Source organism: Mycobacterium sp. MS1601, assembly GCF_001984215.1.
In the GTDB taxonomy this organism is placed as follows: Bacteria; Actinomycetota; Actinomycetes; order Mycobacteriales; family Mycobacteriaceae; genus Mycobacterium.
The window spans coordinates 2,358,819-2,375,153 of the sequence record NZ_CP019420.1 but is presented as its reverse complement, the minus strand read 5'-3'; the positions used below and the strand labels follow the sequence as shown (position 1 = coordinate 2,375,153).

13 protein-coding genes and 1 pseudogene are annotated in these 16,335 nt (G+C 64.9%); 10 read left to right on the top strand and 4 right to left on the bottom strand.

Annotated elements, in window-relative coordinates:
- Positions 1 to 227: 227 nt before the first annotated feature.
- The 4 genes from BVC93_RS11620 to BVC93_RS11605 all read left to right on the top strand — a co-directional run bounded on the left by BVC93_RS11620 (position 228) and on the right by BVC93_RS11605 (position 4,846).
- A complete protein-coding gene (locus tag BVC93_RS11620) occupies positions 228 to 1,676 on the top strand; it encodes an APC family permease (RefSeq protein WP_083737318.1) in 1,449 nt (482 codons plus the stop codon).
- Between the two features lie 74 nt (positions 1,677 to 1,750).
- Positions 1,751 to 3,013 (top strand): class-III pyridoxal-phosphate-dependent aminotransferase, encoded by a 1,263-nt coding sequence (locus tag BVC93_RS11615; RefSeq protein WP_083737317.1) that lies wholly within the window; start codon positions 1,751 to 1,753, stop codon positions 3,011 to 3,013.
- 11 nt (positions 3,014 to 3,024) lie between these two features.
- On the top strand, positions 3,025 to 4,038 hold the full coding sequence (locus BVC93_RS11610; protein WP_157516869.1) for a phosphotransferase enzyme family protein: 1,014 nt from the start codon (positions 3,025 to 3,027) through the stop codon (positions 4,036 to 4,038).
- A 40-nt stretch (positions 4,039 to 4,078) separates the two neighbouring features.
- Positions 4,079 to 4,846 carry a GntR family transcriptional regulator gene (locus BVC93_RS11605; RefSeq protein ID WP_192860267.1) on the top strand — a complete coding sequence of 256 codons (768 nt, stop codon included), beginning with the start codon at positions 4,079 to 4,081 and terminating at the stop codon, positions 4,844 to 4,846.
- 8 nt (positions 4,847 to 4,854) lie between these two features.
- On the opposite strand, the pseudogene BVC93_RS34420 reads toward BVC93_RS11605, so the two are convergent.
- The 4 genes and pseudogenes from BVC93_RS34420 to BVC93_RS11585 form a co-directional block, all read right to left on the bottom strand.
- Positions 4,855 to 5,669, bottom strand: a pseudogene (locus tag BVC93_RS34420) (sulfurtransferase).
- A gap of 9 nt (positions 5,670 to 5,678) precedes the next feature.
- A complete protein-coding gene (locus BVC93_RS11595; protein ID WP_083737312.1) occupies positions 5,679 to 6,500 on the bottom strand; it encodes a thioesterase family protein in 822 nt (273 codons plus the stop codon).
- Between the two features lie 22 nt (positions 6,501 to 6,522).
- On the bottom strand, positions 6,523 to 8,028 hold the full coding sequence (locus tag BVC93_RS11590) for a fatty acyl-CoA synthetase (protein ID WP_083740975.1): 1,506 nt from the start codon (positions 8,026 to 8,028) through the stop codon (positions 6,523 to 6,525).
- Positions 8,029 to 8,066: 38 nt separating this feature from the next.
- On the bottom strand, positions 8,067 to 9,824 hold the full coding sequence (locus BVC93_RS11585) for a sigma-54-dependent Fis family transcriptional regulator (protein WP_083737311.1): 1,758 nt from the start codon (positions 9,822 to 9,824) through the stop codon (positions 8,067 to 8,069).
- A 201-nt stretch (positions 9,825 to 10,025) separates the two neighbouring features.
- Between BVC93_RS11585 and BVC93_RS11580 the strand changes: the two genes are divergently transcribed.
- The 6 genes from BVC93_RS11580 to BVC93_RS11555 all read left to right on the top strand — a co-directional run bounded on the left by BVC93_RS11580 (position 10,026) and on the right by BVC93_RS11555 (position 16,306).
- Entirely contained in the window at positions 10,026 to 11,642 is a 1,617-nt protein-coding gene (locus BVC93_RS11580) for a methane monooxygenase (protein WP_083737310.1), read from the top strand.
- A 68-nt stretch (positions 11,643 to 11,710) separates the two neighbouring features.
- Positions 11,711 to 12,751 (top strand): 2Fe-2S iron-sulfur cluster-binding protein, encoded by a 1,041-nt coding sequence (locus BVC93_RS11575; RefSeq protein WP_083737309.1) that lies wholly within the window; start codon positions 11,711 to 11,713, stop codon positions 12,749 to 12,751.
- 10 nt (positions 12,752 to 12,761) lie between these two features.
- Positions 12,762 to 13,856, top strand: coding sequence for an aromatic/alkene monooxygenase hydroxylase subunit beta (locus tag BVC93_RS11570; RefSeq protein WP_083737308.1), 1,095 nt, complete (start codon positions 12,762 to 12,764; stop codon positions 13,854 to 13,856).
- Positions 13,853 to 14,197 carry a propane 2-monooxygenase effector subunit MimD gene (gene mimD, locus BVC93_RS11565; protein WP_083737307.1) on the top strand — a complete coding sequence of 115 codons (345 nt, stop codon included), beginning with the start codon at positions 13,853 to 13,855 and terminating at the stop codon, positions 14,195 to 14,197. Before BVC93_RS11570 ends, mimD begins: the two co-directional genes overlap by 4 nt.
- Positions 14,194 to 15,240 carry a zinc-binding dehydrogenase gene (locus BVC93_RS11560; RefSeq protein ID WP_083737306.1) on the top strand — a complete coding sequence of 349 codons (1,047 nt, stop codon included), beginning with the start codon at positions 14,194 to 14,196 and terminating at the stop codon, positions 15,238 to 15,240. The genes mimD and BVC93_RS11560 overlap by 4 nt, the downstream gene beginning before the upstream one ends.
- A gap of 25 nt (positions 15,241 to 15,265) precedes the next feature.
- Positions 15,266 to 16,306 carry an amidohydrolase family protein gene (locus BVC93_RS11555; RefSeq protein WP_083737305.1) on the top strand — a complete coding sequence of 347 codons (1,041 nt, stop codon included), beginning with the start codon at positions 15,266 to 15,268 and terminating at the stop codon, positions 16,304 to 16,306.
- Positions 16,307 to 16,335: the final 29 nt, after the last annotated feature.

Below are 16,335 nucleotides of genomic sequence, written 5' to 3'. Positions count from 1 at the left end.
TGTGGGCGATTCTGAAAGCGTCGGATTCAGAACGCCGATCAACTGAACTGCCGGGGCAAGAGTAGCCCGGACCGGAACGTACCAAAAGCAGACCATAACTGTTACTGGTGCGTTACGGATGTGTCGACGGTCGGAAACAGCGCACCAATTGACTGTGCAGTGCCCGCCGCGTGACCATCACCTCCCGCGGGCTCCCCATCGAGCAACAGGAAAGGCCACGACGCCCCATGGCACTCCCTTCCACCTCGCCGCTGGCAGGTGATTCCGCAACGTCAAATGCGACCGACCTCCATCGTGGACTCGGTGTCACTGCGATCGTGTTCATGGTCGTCGCGATGGCCGCGCCGCTGGCCGTTGTCGCAGCCAACGTCCCCATTGTCATCAGCGTGAGCGAAACACCTTCGGCACCACTATATTTCGCTGCAGCCACCGTCATTCTGGGTTTGTTCTCGGTGGGATTCACCCGCATGAGCAGGCACGTGCGCAATGCCGGCGCGTTCTACGCCTATATACAGGCCGGACTGGGGCGGATCGTCGGGACCGGATCGGCGACCATCGCGCTGGTGTCCTACGTCCTGTTGTTCGTCGGAGTCAACACCTACGTCGGCGTGGCTACGTCAAATGTGCTGCAGCGCTACGGTGTACCCGCCACACCATGGTGGTTGTGGTCGCTGGTCTCACTGGCTGTCGTCGGCTATCTCGGCTATCGCGACATCGAACTGTCGAGTCGGGTTCTCGGTGTGGTGCTGATTCTCGAGACGGTGACAATCGTGGCACTTGATATCGGGATCCTGTTCCGCGGAGGCGCCGACGGCCTGTCCATGCAGTCCTGGTCGGTGGCCGAGCTCGGCGCCGGAACGCCCTCTCTCGGCCTGATGTTTGCGTTCTTCTCCTTCATCGGATTCGAAGCGACAGCGGTGTTCCGCAACGAGGCACGCGATCCCGACAAGACGATTCCCCGGGCCACCTACGTTGCCGTGATCTCGATCGGTGTGCTCTACAGCGTGTCTGCCTGGCTGGTCGTCTCGGCGGTGGGCACTTCGCAGGCACTCGACGCCGCCACCGCCGATCCCGAGAACATGGTGCTCAACCTGGCCACGTCCTACGTGGCGCCGGTTCTGCACGACGTGATGCAGGTGCTGCTGGCCACTAGCTTCTTCGCTTGCGCGCTCACCATCCACAATGTGATCTCGCGCTATGCCTTCACCCTCGGCGGCAAGCGCGTTCTGCCACACCGTCTCGGCCGTGTGCACAATACGCACGGATCGCCGTCGACGGCTTCGATCGTGGTCTCGGTTGTCACCGGCGGTATCCTGCTGGCCGTCATGGTCGCGCGGCTGGATCCCATCGCGGAGATTTACACCTGGTTCTCCGGAATGGCAACCTTCGGCCTCGTCATCTTGATGACCATGACCAGTGCGGCAGTCATCGTCTACTTCCGCCGCACGCCGTCCTCGGCCACGATGTGGCATGCGCTCATCGCACCGGCACTGGCGTTCGTCGGGCTCGGCTCAGTCCTGATACTGGTCCTGGTCAATTTGCCGATGCTGGTGGGCACCGAAACCGCGGCGACCGTCGTGCGGATCGGCATGGGCGCGAGCTTCGTCGCGGGCGTCGTCATCGCGCTGTTACTGAAAGCCAAATCGCCCGAAACCTATCGGGCACTGTCGGACTAGCTCCACAGCGGCCCTGTTGTGCCGCGACAAAGGTTGTCCGGCGCGAATTCACCTCATCATCGAAGGAACCCATCGTGCAATACCCCGTTTCCCGCTTCGGCTACTCCAGCAAGGCAGAAGTGCTTCGCGATGCCGCGAAATACTGGAATCCCCACAAGACCCAGTTCTGGATCGACGAGGAGATTCCGCTGGTGATCGGCGACCGAGAAGGCTACCTCCTCACCGACATCGACGGACATCAACTGGTGGACGTTCACCTCAACGGTGGGACATACAACGTCGGGCACCGCAATCCGCGGGTGATCGCCGCTCTGACCGAGGCGATGAGTTTTGCTGATGTCGGCAATCACCACTTTCCGGCGGTGGCGCGCACGGCATTGGCACGCGAACTGGTGCAGCGCACACCGGGGGCGGCGAAGGTGGTCTTCGGATCGAGCGGAGGCGAAACCATCGACGTGGCCATCAAGAGTGCCCGCTGGGCGACTGGGCGCCGCAAGATCGTGTCCATTGTCAAGGCGTTCCACGGGCACACGGGGCTGGCTGTCGGGACGGGCGACCAGCGCTTTGCCGCACGCTTCCATGCCGATCGGCCGGACGAGTTTGTCCAGGTTCCTTTCAACGACATTGCCGCCATGCGTACCGCCCTGGAGACAGGCGATGTCGCCGCCGTCATCATGGAAACCATCCCGGCGACTTACGGTTTCCCGATGCCGGAACCAGGCTACCTGGCGGCCGTGGCAGCAGCCGCCCGGAAGAACGGGGCGTTGTACATCGCCGACGAGGTACAGACCGGACTGGGGCGGACCGGGACGTTGTGGGCCATCGAGCAGGAGGGCGTCACCCCGGATATTCTGGTGACCGGCAAAGGTCTGGGCGGTGGGGTGTACCCGGTAAGTGCGGCGCTTCTGAGCGAGGCGGCGGCCGGATGGCTCAGCGAGGACGGCTTTGCGCATATGGGGACCTTCGGTGGTTCCGAACTGGGCAGCGTCGTCGCGCTCGAGGTGCTTGACATCGTCACCGCCCCCGAAACCGTCGAGCACGTACGACAACTCAGCGAGTTCTTCGCGGCCGGCCTGACGCGGCTGCAGAAGCAGTATCCCCACGAGTTCGTCGGTATTCGGCAGAAGGGCCTTGTCATCGGCCTGGAATTTGCCGACGACCTGCGCGCGCAACCGGTGATGCGCCAGCTCTACAAACACGGTGTGTGGGCCATTTTCTCCACGCTCGACCCACGGGTACTGCAGTTCAAACCGGGGCTGCTGCTCGATCTGGCCACCGCCGATCAGGTTCTGGCGGCACTGGACACGGCGTTGGCGCACCTCACCGTCCGGGTGTGAAAGGAATCGAGATGAACGAGTGGGCCGCAAGTATCGACGAAGCCCTGGCCGGTTATCGGTTGAGCGCGCCCGTGCGCGCCACCAGCCTGGTGTCGTTGAGTGAAAATGCCACCTACGTCGTGGATCTGGCCGACGACAGCACCGTAGTGGTTCGCCTGCACCGGCCGGGCTTTCGGTCACCGCGGGAGATTCGCAGCGAGCTGTCCTGGATCACGGCGCTGAGGTGTGAGGACGTGGTGCGGACCCCGGCGATCATCCCCGACGGTGTCGGCCAAAACCTGCACCAGTTCACCGTGCAAGGGCAGGACCGATACGCGGTGATGTTCGAGTTCGTGGAGGGCAGTTCGCCGACGATCGACGACGACGCGGCGCTCATCGACAACTTCGCGAACATCGGGGCGATCAGCCGCCAACTCCACAACCACGTCCGAACCTGGAGTGCACCGCAGGATTTCACCCGGGTGACCTGGTCGCCGGAGTACATCCTGGGCCTCAAAAACCCTTCGTGGGAGCCGTGGCGGCTGAACCCGGAGGTCACCCGGCAGACTGCTGAGCGCCTGGAGGAGGTCGAGGCGCATGCGCTGGTCACCCTGCATCGTTATCGGATGCGTCATCCGGACCGCTTCGGGCTGATCCACACCGACCTGCGCACAACCAATTTGATTGTGCATCAAGGCCATACAACGATCCTGGACTTTGATGACTGCGGTTTCGGCTTCCCGATGTGGGACCTCGCTGGAGCATTGTCGTTCATCGAGGCCGAGCCGGTGGTGCCCCACCTCGTGGCAGCGTGGCTGAGGGGCTACGGTGGTGTGGATGCTGATGATCTGGCAACGATCCCCGCACTGATCATCATGCGCCGCCTACAACTCGTCGGGTGGATGAACACCCGCCAGGGGACTCCGGAACACGAGCAGATGGTTGGGGTGTATGTCCCAGAGACCGAACGTATCGGGGCCGACTTCCTCCGTGGAACGTACGCACTCACCGACGCCGGAGTGCGGCTGCGCCCAGCGGTCATCTGAGCCTGGCGCACCGGGCCAACTGCGGCGCGGAGGGAAACTGGTGGCAGATGTGCAGGCGCACATTCTGGCGCTCATAGAAAGCGGTCATGTCCTGCACGGTGGGCGGTTGCCCAGCGAACGTGAGTTGGCCTGCCAACTCGCGGTGTCGCGGTGGTCCGTCCGCGCCGCACTGGATGCACTGGTGGCCGGTGGGCAGGTCCGGCGTGAACCCGGCCGCGGCGGCGGCACGTTTGCCACCACACCGAATACCAACTGGCCAATGGTCGCGGACGCGTTCGAGCATCGCTACGGCCGCCGGGTCAACCGCGCCTCCGGTGGGATCGATACGACGACCTTGAGCTTGCCCGCCCTGCTCAAGGCTCAAGGCTTCACCGTGGACACCCGCGACGTGGCGCTGACGCCGGTTCGGGCCAACGCGGGGATCGCCTCGCGGCTCGGCATCGACCGCGGTGCTGCGGTGCTGCGTATAGATCGCATCCGGGTGGCCGACGGCCAGCCCGTCAGCGCGGAAACCATGTGGCTACACCAGCAGCGGTTCCCCGATCTAACGGTGCAGGACGCACACGGCTCGCTCTGGGACCTGTTCGTCGAACGTTACGGCATCCGCTTCGGCCCGATCACAGAGGAGATAGACATCAGACTCGCCGATCGGGACTACGCGCGCCGGCTGGAGATTTCAGCGGGGCAACCGCTGCTGCGGATCACCCGCCTGGCGCGCGATCATCATGGAGTGCCTGTCGAATACTCCGTCGATCACTTTCGTGGTGAGAACGTACGTCTGGTGGTCGCGACCAACATTGGCTCGTGACTGTGGGGTCAGCCCGGTTCAGGCCCGGTGGCCACCGGCCGCGAAGGATCATTCGACCACTCCGACCACGAGCCAGGAAACAGCGTCGCATCGATACCGGCAATGGCCAGCGCGGCGATCTGATGCGTGGCAGTCACCCCGGACCCGCAGTAGACCACCGGCGCGGCACCGACAGAAGTGAAGCGGGCCCGCAGGTCGGCGGCGGACTGGAAAGTGCCGTCGGCAGTGAGGTTCTCGGTGGTGGGCAGCGAGAGCGCACCCGGGATGTGGCCGGCTTTCGGATCCAGAGGCTCTTCGTCCCCGCGGTAGCGGGCGGCGGCGCGCGCATCGAGCAGCATCTGATCGCCGGCGGCCACCTGGTCGGCGGTGACAGTGGGCAACCCGTCCAGGTCGGCGATCAGCACGTTGCCCGGCGTGGCACTCACTTCGCCGGTGGCCGTGGGCAATCCAGCACGTTGCCAGGACGCCCAGCCGCCGTCGAGCAGCAGCACATCGGAGATACCACCGGCGCGCAGCAGCCACCAGGCCCGCGCGGCCGCCTGCCCGCCCCAGTCGTCGTAGACCACCACGGTGTCACCGGTGTTCACCCCCAGCGGCGGGCGGCGTCCTGCAGTGCGCAGGGGGTGGGCAGCGGATGGCGGCCACGGCCGGTCACCGAGTGATCGGACAGTTCGGTGTCCAGGTTCACGAACACCGCACCGGGGATGTGCCCGGCCAGGTAGTCGTCGTGGCCGTCGGGCGCCATCACCTTCCAACGGACGTCGAGTACGCGGACGTCCGAAAGACGTTCGGCTAGTTCGGTTACCGAGATCAGGATCGGCATGGTTGCCTCCTAGGCGGTGCCGGTGCGGGGTGAGAAGGCCTCCGGTGGCTGTGCCAGCGCGACCGCGACAGCCGTGCCGATGGGTCCGTTCACGTCGAACACGGTGGCGGTGCCCGTCGCGATACCCGCGGTGCTGTGCTGGCTCATGGCGGCCAGTCCGATGTACTTGCCCTCGGGGAGCCGACTCAGGGTCAGCGTGTAATCGGCATTGATGTGCCGCAGTCCGGCTGTGCCCCAGTGCGTCAGGGCGCTGGTGACCTCACCGCACATCACCGCGTGGGTGAACGGGGTGATGTCGTGATCGGCGACAAGCGGCCGGACTTGCCGGATCCAGGCGCGTTTCTGGCGATCGGCCTGCTGCCACTCTTCGACCCCGAGGCCGGGTTCGCCGGTCTCGGGGTTGGTGCCGTAGGCCCACAGGAACATCGGGGACCCCGGCGGCAGCTGGTCGGGTTCCACAGGCGGTGGCGGCATCGCCAACGGTGCCGACCACACCTGCGCGTCCGGTTCCTCGGTGCGTCGCAGGAACACCGCGCTGGCGCGGGAGACCACGGTGTCGCGTTGGATCAGCGCCACGTCGGCGACCTTGATCCGCTTGCCCTCACGCTGCACCGTCGTCTGCACCCGCACCGGCTCCATGAACGTCGGCCGCAACAGGTCCACCGTCAGCCGGGCCGGCAGGAAGTCGGGGTCACCCGCGTCGCGCTCCACCGCCCAGCCCAGCAGGCCACTGACCAGTTGGCCTCCGATGGTGGGACCCCAGGGGCCCTGAGCTGCCGCGGTCGGGACGAACACGTCACCGTCGGTGGTGAAGAAGGCGTCAGTCACCATCGACACGATAGGACACGTCCTGTCAGACCTGGCCCCGCAGCTCCCGTTTGAGCAGCTTGCCGCTCTGGTTGCGGGGCAGCGAATCCATGAAAACCACCCGCTTGGGCACCTTGAACGACGCCAGAGCGGGCCGCACGTGCTCGATGATCGATTCGGGCTCGACCTCGCCGGCGTCCTCACGCAGCACCACCACAGCGGTGACCGCTTCGATCCACTTGTCGTGTGGGGTGCCGATCACCGCCACCTCGGCGACTCCGGCGTGGGTGTACACCGCATCCTCGATCTCCCGGGACGCCACCAGGATTCCGCCCGTGTTGATGACGTCCTTGATGCGGTCGACGATCGTGAGGTAGCCCTGCTCGTCGCGGGTGGCCAGATCTCCTGAGTGAAACCAGCCGTCGCGGAACGCCTCGGCCGTCGCGTCGGGGTTGTCCCAGTATCCGCGGCACAGCTGCGGCGATCGGTACAGCACCTCGCCGGGTTGCCCCGGGGGTACGTCGGCGCCGTGTTCGTCGACCACCCGCGCCTCGACGAACAACACGGGTGTACCGCACGACGCTGGTCGGTCCTCGTGCTCCTCGGGCCGTAGCACGGTAGCCAGCGGACCGATCTCGGATTGGCCGAAGCAGTTGTAGAACCCGATGTCCGGGTAGCGGGAGCGCAACCGCTCGAGCACCGTGACCGGCATGGTGGATGCCCCGTACTGTGCCTTGGTCAAAGACGACAGGTCGTAGCGGTCCAGGTCGTCGCGATTGGCCAGCGGCACCCACACTGTCGGCGCCAGGAACAGTGAACCGATGCGCTCGGCTTCGACGCAGCGCAGAATCTCCGGGATATCGGGCTTCTCGATCAGATGCACGGTGGCGCCCACCGCCAGATACGGCAGCATGAAGACGTGCATACCCGCCGAGTGGTACAGCGGCATCGCGATCAGCGGGTTGTCATCGGAGGCGAAATCGAGTGCGTGCAAACAGGACATGTACTCATAGACCAGTGCCTCGTGCGTCATCATGGCGCCCTTGGGTCGTGACGTGGTGCCCGAGGTGTACAGCAATTGCACCAGGTCCTGGCCATCGGCGATGGCCGCGATCTCGGGTAGGGCACCGGAAGCTGCGACCTCCACCAGTGAATCCGGCTGATCGCGCAGGGTGATCATGTGTTCGACATCCGACGCAGCCGAGACATCCTGGCGCAGCGCGGGATCCACCAGGACGGCGCGCGCACCGGACTGTGACAGAGGATAGGCCAGCTCGTCGTTCTTGAGCGCGTAGTTGATGGGCACGTGAATCAAACCCGCACGCGCACAGGCCAGGAACCCGATGACGTAGGCGTCGGAGTTCTGGCCGTAGGCCGCCACCCGGTCACCGGGCCGCAAGCCGAGCGCAAGCAGGTGGCCGGCGGCGCGGGTCACGCTGTCATCGAGGTCGCGGTAGGTCCAGGCGCGGTCGGAGAACCGCAGTGCGGTGCGGGTCGGGGTCCGTGCGGCAGAGCGGCGCAGTACGCCGTCGACGGTGTGACGCCGCGACATCGTGATCGGAGTTTCGGTGCTCACCACCGCCACCATAGTCAGGCGATGCCGAAGTCCTTGATCTTGCGGTAGATGGTGGCCCGAGACATCCCCAGCGCCTCGGCGGCCTCGGCCTTGCTGCCGCCGTTTTCACTCAAGCTGCGCACGATGGCGTCACGCTCCAGCGATTCCAACTGCGTGAGCTTGCGCCGGGTCAGCGAACGGCAGGCGGCGGGCAGCTTGTCCACACCGATGATGCCGGAGCGCTGCCTGGCGACGGTCGCCGCGAGCACGCTGCGCAGCTGGGCCACGTTCCCGGGCCATGCCAGCTTGCTGAGCTGGCGCATGGCCGCGCTGTCCATCCGCACGTCGGCGCCGCGGGTCAGTTCACTCAGCAGCATCGGCACCAGTTCGTCGAGGTCCTCGATGCGGTGTCGCAACGCGGGGACGGTGACGGTGTGGGTGAAAAACGGCAGCACCAGCAGGTCCACCAGCGGGGAGCGTCGCTCGGTGCCCATGGTGGCCGCGATCCAACCGCGGCCGGCGCAGGACTGCATGGCCGCCGCCAGCGGCTCGAGCGCGGTATCGGGCAACTCGTCGACATTGGCGAGCACCACCGCAAAATCGTCGGAGTCGGTCTCCGCCTCGAATTCGGTGACCAGCTGCTCACCGCTGCCGAAGGACTCGGGGCGCAGGATCCGCACCGTCCGCTCCGGGGTGACGAACTGGGCAACCGACTGGCCCAACCGGGTGCGCCCGGTTCCGGTCTCGCCCTCGATGACCACCCAGTCTCGGTCGCGGTAACAGCGTTCGACCTGCTGGCAGCTGCGGCGCCAGGAACTGCTGCGACCGGCCAATCGCGGGATGTGCTGCACCGAGCCGTGCGTCGGGAACCGCTCTGCCATGTGCAGCGCGACGTGGAAGACCACGCTGTCACTGCGGATGCGCGCGGAAATCCGTTCTGCTGCCGACAGTTTCATGGTGGTGCCACTGGGCAGTGTCGCCACGGCGGTGGTCTTCAACGACGTGCGGGCCATCTCAGCGGCGTGATCGAGCAGCGCCGTCTGATCAGCGGAGTCCAGCGCCTGTCGCAAATACGGGTTCATCAGCACCACGTCACCGCCGATGGCCAGCACGCCGGCCGGATACCGGCGGGTCTGCTTCAGGTAGGCATCCAGCAGAGCGGTCTCGGTCTCGTTGTTCATCGCGCTGATGCGGTCCTCGATCTGACTTCCCGCGCTCTTGGCGAGCACGAACAGCAGTGGGTCGGCATTGCGCGCCCAACACGTCAGATCCACCACGCCCAGGATGCGACGGGTGAGGGGATCGCGGATCGGCGATCCCGCGCATGCCAGCCGGCCCAGCGTCCCGACGTAGTGTTCGCTGCCGCGGATGAACACGGGCTGCCCGGTCTCCAGCGTCGTGCCGATGCCGTTGGTTCCCGCGAACTCCTCGGCGTAGCTGTAACCGCGCGCCAGCCGCACGTCGTCCAACGTCTGCTCGATCCGTGGATCAGCGGCGATCCGGTCGAGCACCAGACCGTCGGCCGACGTCAGCACCACACTGACAGCCTGGGAGGACAGGTCCTCGGCGATGCGACGGAGCACCGGCGCGGCGGCGTGGGTCAGGGGAGTGTCGGTGTCGGGGTCGCAGACATAGGGGAGTTCCACCCGGTCGGGATGGATCTGCAGGTCACGGGAGCGACGCCAGGAGTTGAGCACACCGGGCGCGACGGCGTCGGTGTTGAGTGCGCCCGCGGTCAGGAACTGTTCCCGGGCCCGCCGGGTGCCGACCGCGACGTCGACGTTGTTGACCATGGTGGCTGTACCTCGGTCCTGAAGGGCTGCAACGCCGACCCTAGGGGGGCGGACTGGTCTCGGCGTCTCAATTTGAGAATAACCGGACCGGCGCGGTCGGTGTGAGCTGTGTCTCAGAGTGAGACGGCTGTGTGGTGCGCCACAGGGTTGTATCGGTCCCGTCGCCGGCACCCAGCCGGCTTGCAGCCCAGGAGGCACACGTTGAGTAGGCAAAGCCTGACCAAGGCGCACGCAAAGATCACCGAGCTGTCGTGGGAACCGACATTCGCGACGCCGGCCACCCGCTTCGGCACCGACTACACCTTCGAGAAAGCCCCGAAGAAGGATCCGCTCAAGCAGATCATGCGCTCTTACTTCCCGATGGAGGAGGAGAAGGACAACCGCGTCTACGGCGCCATGGACGGCGCAATCCGCGGCAACATGTTCCGGCAGGTGCAGCAGCGCTGGCTGGAATGGCAGAAGCTGTTCCTGTCCATCATCCCGTTTCCCGAGATCTCGGCGGCCCGCGCCATGCCCATGGCCATCGACGCCGTGCCCAATCCGGAGATCCACAACGGACTGGCCGTCCAGATGATCGACGAGGTTCGGCACTCGACCATCCAGATGAACCTCAAAAAGCTCTACATGAACAACTACATCGACCCGGCTGGGTTCGACATCACCGAGAAGGCGTTCGCCAACAACTACGCCGGCACCATCGGCCGCCAGTTCGGCGAAGGTTTCATCACCGGCGACGCCATCACCGCTGCCAACATCTACCTGACGGTGGTTGCCGAAACCGCCTTCACCAACACCCTTTTTGTCGCGATGCCCGACGAAGCCGCCGCCAACGGCGACTACCTGCTGCCCACGGTGTTCCACTCGGTGCAGTCCGATGAGTCCCGGCACATCTCCAACGGCTACTCGATCCTGTTGATGGCGCTGGCCGACGAGCGCAACCGGCCCCTGCTGGAGCGCGACCTGCGCTACGCGTGGTGGAACAACCACTGCGTCGTCGACGCCGCCATCGGCACCTTCATCGAGTACGGCACCAAAGACCGTCGCAAGGACCGCGAGAGCTACGCCGAGATGTGGCGGCGCTGGATCTACGACGACTACTACCGCAGTTATCTTCTGCCGCTGGAGAAGTACGGCTTGACCATCCCGCACGACCTGGTCGAGGAAGCGTGGAAGCGCATCGTCGACAAGCACTACGTCCACGAGGTTGCGCGCTTCTTCGCCACCGGCTGGCCGGTCAACTACTGGCGCATCGATGCCATGACCGACAAGGACTTCGAGTGGTTCGAGGAGAAGTACCCCGGCTGGTACAGCAAGTTCGGCCGCTGGTGGGAGGACTACAACCGGCTGGCCTACCCGGGGCGTAACAAGCCGATCGCCTTCGAGGAGGTGGGCTACCAGTATCCGCACCGCTGCTGGACCTGCATGGTGCCGGCGCTGGTCCGCGAGGACATGGTGGTCGAGAAGGTCGACGACCAGTGGCGCACCTACTGCTCGGAGACCTGCTACTGGACCGATGCGGTGGCCTTCCGCGGTGAGTACGAGGGCCGGCCGACGCCGAACATGGGACGGCTCACCGGTTTCCGCGAGTGGGAGACGCTGCACCACGGCAAGGACCTCGCCGACATCGTCTCTGATCTCGGTTACGTCCGTGATGACGGTAAGACCCTGATCCCACAGCCGCACCTGGATCTCGATCCGAAGAAGATGTGGACGCTCGACGACGTGCGCGGCAACGTGTTCAACAGCCCCAATGTGTTGCTCAACGAGATGAGCGACGCCGACCGGGTCGCCCACGTCGCCGCCTACCGAGCCGGCTAGTTGCGATTTCGGCGTGATTCCAACCGCTCAGCGGTCGGAATCACGCCGAAATCCCCAAAAGGAGAGACATGGCTGACGTTCACCGCATCAACTTCGAACCCGTCGACATCGAGATGGAGGTACGCGAAGACGAGAACATCCTCGACGCGGCCTTCCGCCAGGGCATCCACCTGATGCACGGCTGCCGGGAGGGCCGTTGCTCGGCCTGCAAGTCGTTCGTGCTCGACGGCGAGGTGCAGATGGCCGGGCACTCGACATTCGCCTGCAACGACGCCGAGGTGGACGAAGGCTACGTGTTGCTGTGCCGCACCCACGCCTACAGCGACGCCACCATCGAACTGCTGAATTTCGACGAGGACGAACTACTCGGCGGGGTGCCCATCCAGGATGTCCGCACGCGGATCACGGCTCTGGACACGATGACTCGCGACATCGTGTCGCTGCAACTGGAAGTGGTGGAGCCGGTCGGGTTCGAGTTCAAACCCGGGCAGTACGCCGACGTCCACATCCCGGGCACCGATGAACACCGGTCGTTCTCGATGGCCACCACCGGGTCCACCCCGGGACGCGTGGAGTTCCTGATCAAGAAGTACCCGGGCGGCAAGTTCGCGGGTCTGCTGGAGAACAGTCTGGCGGTGGGGGACGAGATCAACCTGACCGGGCCCTACGGTTCGTTCACGTTGAAAGACGGCCACGTGCTGCCGGTGGTGTGTGTCGGCGGTGGGGCGGGGATGGCGCCCATCCTGTCACTGCTGCGGCACATGAGCGAGACCCAATCCACCCGACCGGTCCGATTCTATTACGGAGCACGAACTTTCGCGGATCTGTTCTATCTCGACGAGATCGAACGCCTGGGTGCCACGCTGGCCGACTTCACCTTCACAGCGTGCCTGTCGGAATCGGTGGACGGTGTCCCCGAAGGTGTCCGGGTGCAGCCCGGCAACGTCACCGACGTGGTGTCCGCCCAGGAACCCGGCCTGGTGAAAACCGAGGTGTACCTGTGCGGCCCGCCGCCCATGGTGGACGCCGCCCTGGCGCTGCTCGAATCCGAATCCGTGCCCAACGACCAAGTGTTCTACGACAAATTCACCAGCCCAGCATTCGACTGAAAGGCCAACGATGTCAGCTCCAGCGAAGCACAGATCCTTCCCCAAGATCGAGTTCACCGACTCCGAAGCCGGCGCAAGCGAGTTCCCCAGCTCCAAGAGCCGTGCCTACTCGTACTACAAGCCAGCCAAGCTGCGGGCCACCATGTACGAAGACGTCACCGTCGACGTCCAGCCCGACCCCGAGCGCCACCTGTCCCAAGGCTGGATCTACGGCTTCGGCGACGGCCCCGGCGGCTACCCACAGGAGTGGACGGCGGCCAAGTCGTCGAACTGGCACGCCTTCCTGGACCCGAACGAGGAGTGGGACCAGACCATCTACCGCAACAACTCCGCGGTGGTGCGCCAAGTCGAGCTGTGCCTGAAGAACGCCAAACGCGCCCGGGCCTACGACAGCTGGAACTCGGCGTGGCTGCGCTTCCTGGCCAACAACCTGGGTGCCTGGATGCACGCCGAAAACGGGCTGGCGCTGCATGTGTTCACCTCCATCCAGCGCTCGGGGCCCACCAACATGATCAACACCGCCGTGGCCGTCAACGCCGCCCACAAGATGCGCTTCGCCCAGGACCTGGCGCTGTTCAACCTCGACCTGTCCGAGGAGGTCGGCGAGGGGTTCGACGGAGCCGCCCACAAGCAGGTCTGGCAGTCCGCACCGGAATGGCAGCCCACCCGTGAAGTGGTGGAACGCCTGACGGCGGTGGGTGACTGGTGTGAGCTGTTGTTCGCCACCAACATCGTCTTCGAGCAACTGGTGGGTTCGCTGTTCCGCAGCGAACTCGTGATGCAGATCGCCGCGCGCAACGGCGATTACATCACCCCCACCATCGTCGGCACCGGCGAGCACGACTATGACCGGGACCTGGCCTACACCCGCAACCTGTTCCGCATCCTGTCTCGCGACGAGCAGCACGGCGAATCCAACAAGGCGCTGTTCGGTCAGTGGCTGGACGTCTGGGTGCCGCGCTGCCTGGACGCGGCCCGAGCCCTGCAGCCGCTGTGGAGCCAGCCGGCCGAGAAGGCCGTCACTTTCGCCGACAGCCTGGCTGCCGCCGAAGACAAGTTCGCCTCCCTACTGGAATCCATCGAGCTCAAGGAGCAGGCCAAGTGACCATGCAATTCGGATCAGCCACCGAGTTCTCCAACAAGTGCGGCGTCACCCTGATGAACACTCCCATCGGGCGCGTGGTCGCCGACGTGATGGGCGCCAAGGACGGGGTGGAACTCACCGAGTACCCGTCGATGATCCGGGTGGACGGCACCAAGCTCATCGAATTCGACTACGCCGAGCTGACCGACGCACTGGGTCAGGACTTCGACGGGTCGATCTTCGAGGAGATCAGTTCCACCCACTATGGCCGCATGGTGCACCTCGACGACAAGACCATGCTGTTCGCCAGCCCCGAGGACGCGGCCGAGTACATCGGCTTCGATCTGACTGCCCAATCATGAAGGCGCTGGTGTTCAACAAGCCCGGCTCGATGTCGTGGACGGAGGTACCGGACCCGGAGCTACGGGATCCCACCGACGTCGTGGTCCGCGTCGACACGACCACCATCTGCGGTACCGATCTGCACATCCTCAAGGGTGACGTCCCGGCGGTCACCGCGGGGCGCGTGCTCGGTCATGAGGCGGTCGGCACCGTCACCGAAATCGGAACAGCGGTGACGGATCTCGAGGTGGGCGACCGGGTGCTGGTGCCGGCCATCACCTCGTGCGGCAAATGTGAGCCCTGCAAGGTCGGGATGCCCTCGCACTGCGCGTCGGTGGGAGGGATCGGCTGGATCTTCGGCCACCTGATCGACGGCACGCAGGCCGAGTATGTGCGAGTCCCGTTCGCCGAGACCAGTGTGCACAAACTGCCGGAGGCCGTCACGAACGAAGAGGCGATCTTCCTGGCCGATATCCTGCCCACAGGCTTCGAGATCGGTGTCCAGAACGGGGCAGTTCGCCCCGGTGACTCCGTAGTGGTGGTGGGTGCCGGACCTGTCGGGTTGTCGGCGATCAGGACGGCCGCATTACACGGCGCCGCAACGGTTATCGCGGTGGATCTGTCGGAGTCGCGCCTCAAACGCTCAATCGCGTTCGGCGCCGACGAGACCATCAACAGCGGCCGTGAAGACGTCCGCGCACGCATCCTGGAGCTCACCGAAGGCCGAGGCGCCAACGTCGCGATCGAAGCGGTCGGGATTCCCGAGACCTTCGACCTGTGCACCACGGTGGTCCGTCCCGGTGGACGGGTGGCCAACGTCGGTGTGCACGGCAAGCCGGTCACGCTGCACCTCGAAGAACTGTGGATCAGCAACATCACTGTGAGCACCGGTCTGGTCAACGGCACCACGGTGCGGACGCTGCTGGATCTGGTGGCGCACGGGAAGATCGACGCCGGCGCATTCGGCACACACTCGTTCCACCTCGACCAGATGACCGACGCCTACGACGTCTTCGCCAACGCCGACACCCATGACGCCCTGAAAGTCGTCATCTCCCGTTAATTCTCCTACAGCCCAGAGGAATTCCATGTACTCCAAAGACGGAAACGACTACTTCATCGTCGACGCCCACATTCACCTGTGGGACGGCCGCGCCACCAACCTGAAGAACATTCACGGCAAGCAGTTCATCGACTGCTTCTACGACTACCACCGCAACCTCAGCCCCGAATCAGAGGTCTGGGACTACGACCTCTACACCTACTACGGCGAAGACCGGCTGATGCGTGACCTGTTCGTCGACGGCTATGTCGACCACGCCATCTTCCAGGCGACGCTGCTGAGTGACTTCTACGTCAACGGGTTCGGGCAGACCGAGCAGGCGTTCGGCCTGACCCAGCGCCACCCGGACAAGCTCACCTACAACCATGCCTATGACCCGCGCTTCGGTGAACCGGGGCTAGAGCAGCTCCGCCGCGACGCCGAGCGGATGAACCTCAAAGGCGTGAAGCTGTACACCGCCGAGTGGCACGGTGATTCGCGCGGCTACAAGCTCGACGACCCCTGGTCGCGCCGCTATCTCGAGGAGTGCATCAACCTCGGGATCAAGAACATCCACGTGCACAAGGGTCCCACCATCCGGCCGCTGGACCGCGATGCGTTCGACGTCGCCGACATCGACAAGGTGGCCACCGACTACCTGGAGCTCAACTTCGTCGTCGAGCACGTCGGGTTGCCCAGGCTGGAAGATTTCTGCTGGATCGCGACCCAGGAGTCCAATGTGTACGGCGGTCTGGCCGTGGCGATCCCGTTCATCCACACCCGGCCCCGCTACTTCGCCCAGATCATGGGTGAGCTGTTGTACTGGATCGGCGAGGACAAGATCCTGTTCAGCAGTGATTACGCACTGTGGACACCACGCTGGCTGATCGAGAAGTTCGTCGACTTCCAGATTCCGGAGGACATGGCCGAGTACGCGCCCATCACTGTCGAGCAGAAGCGCAAGATCCTCGGCCTCAACGCCGCCTCGCTCTATGACCTGCAGGTACCCGAGCACCTGCAGCTGTCCACCCCCGGCCAAGACCAGGTGGAGGTGGCGGCGGGCGCCAAAGAGAAGGTTTCACTGTGACTCTGGCCCTTGTCGATGTGCGCGCCGAG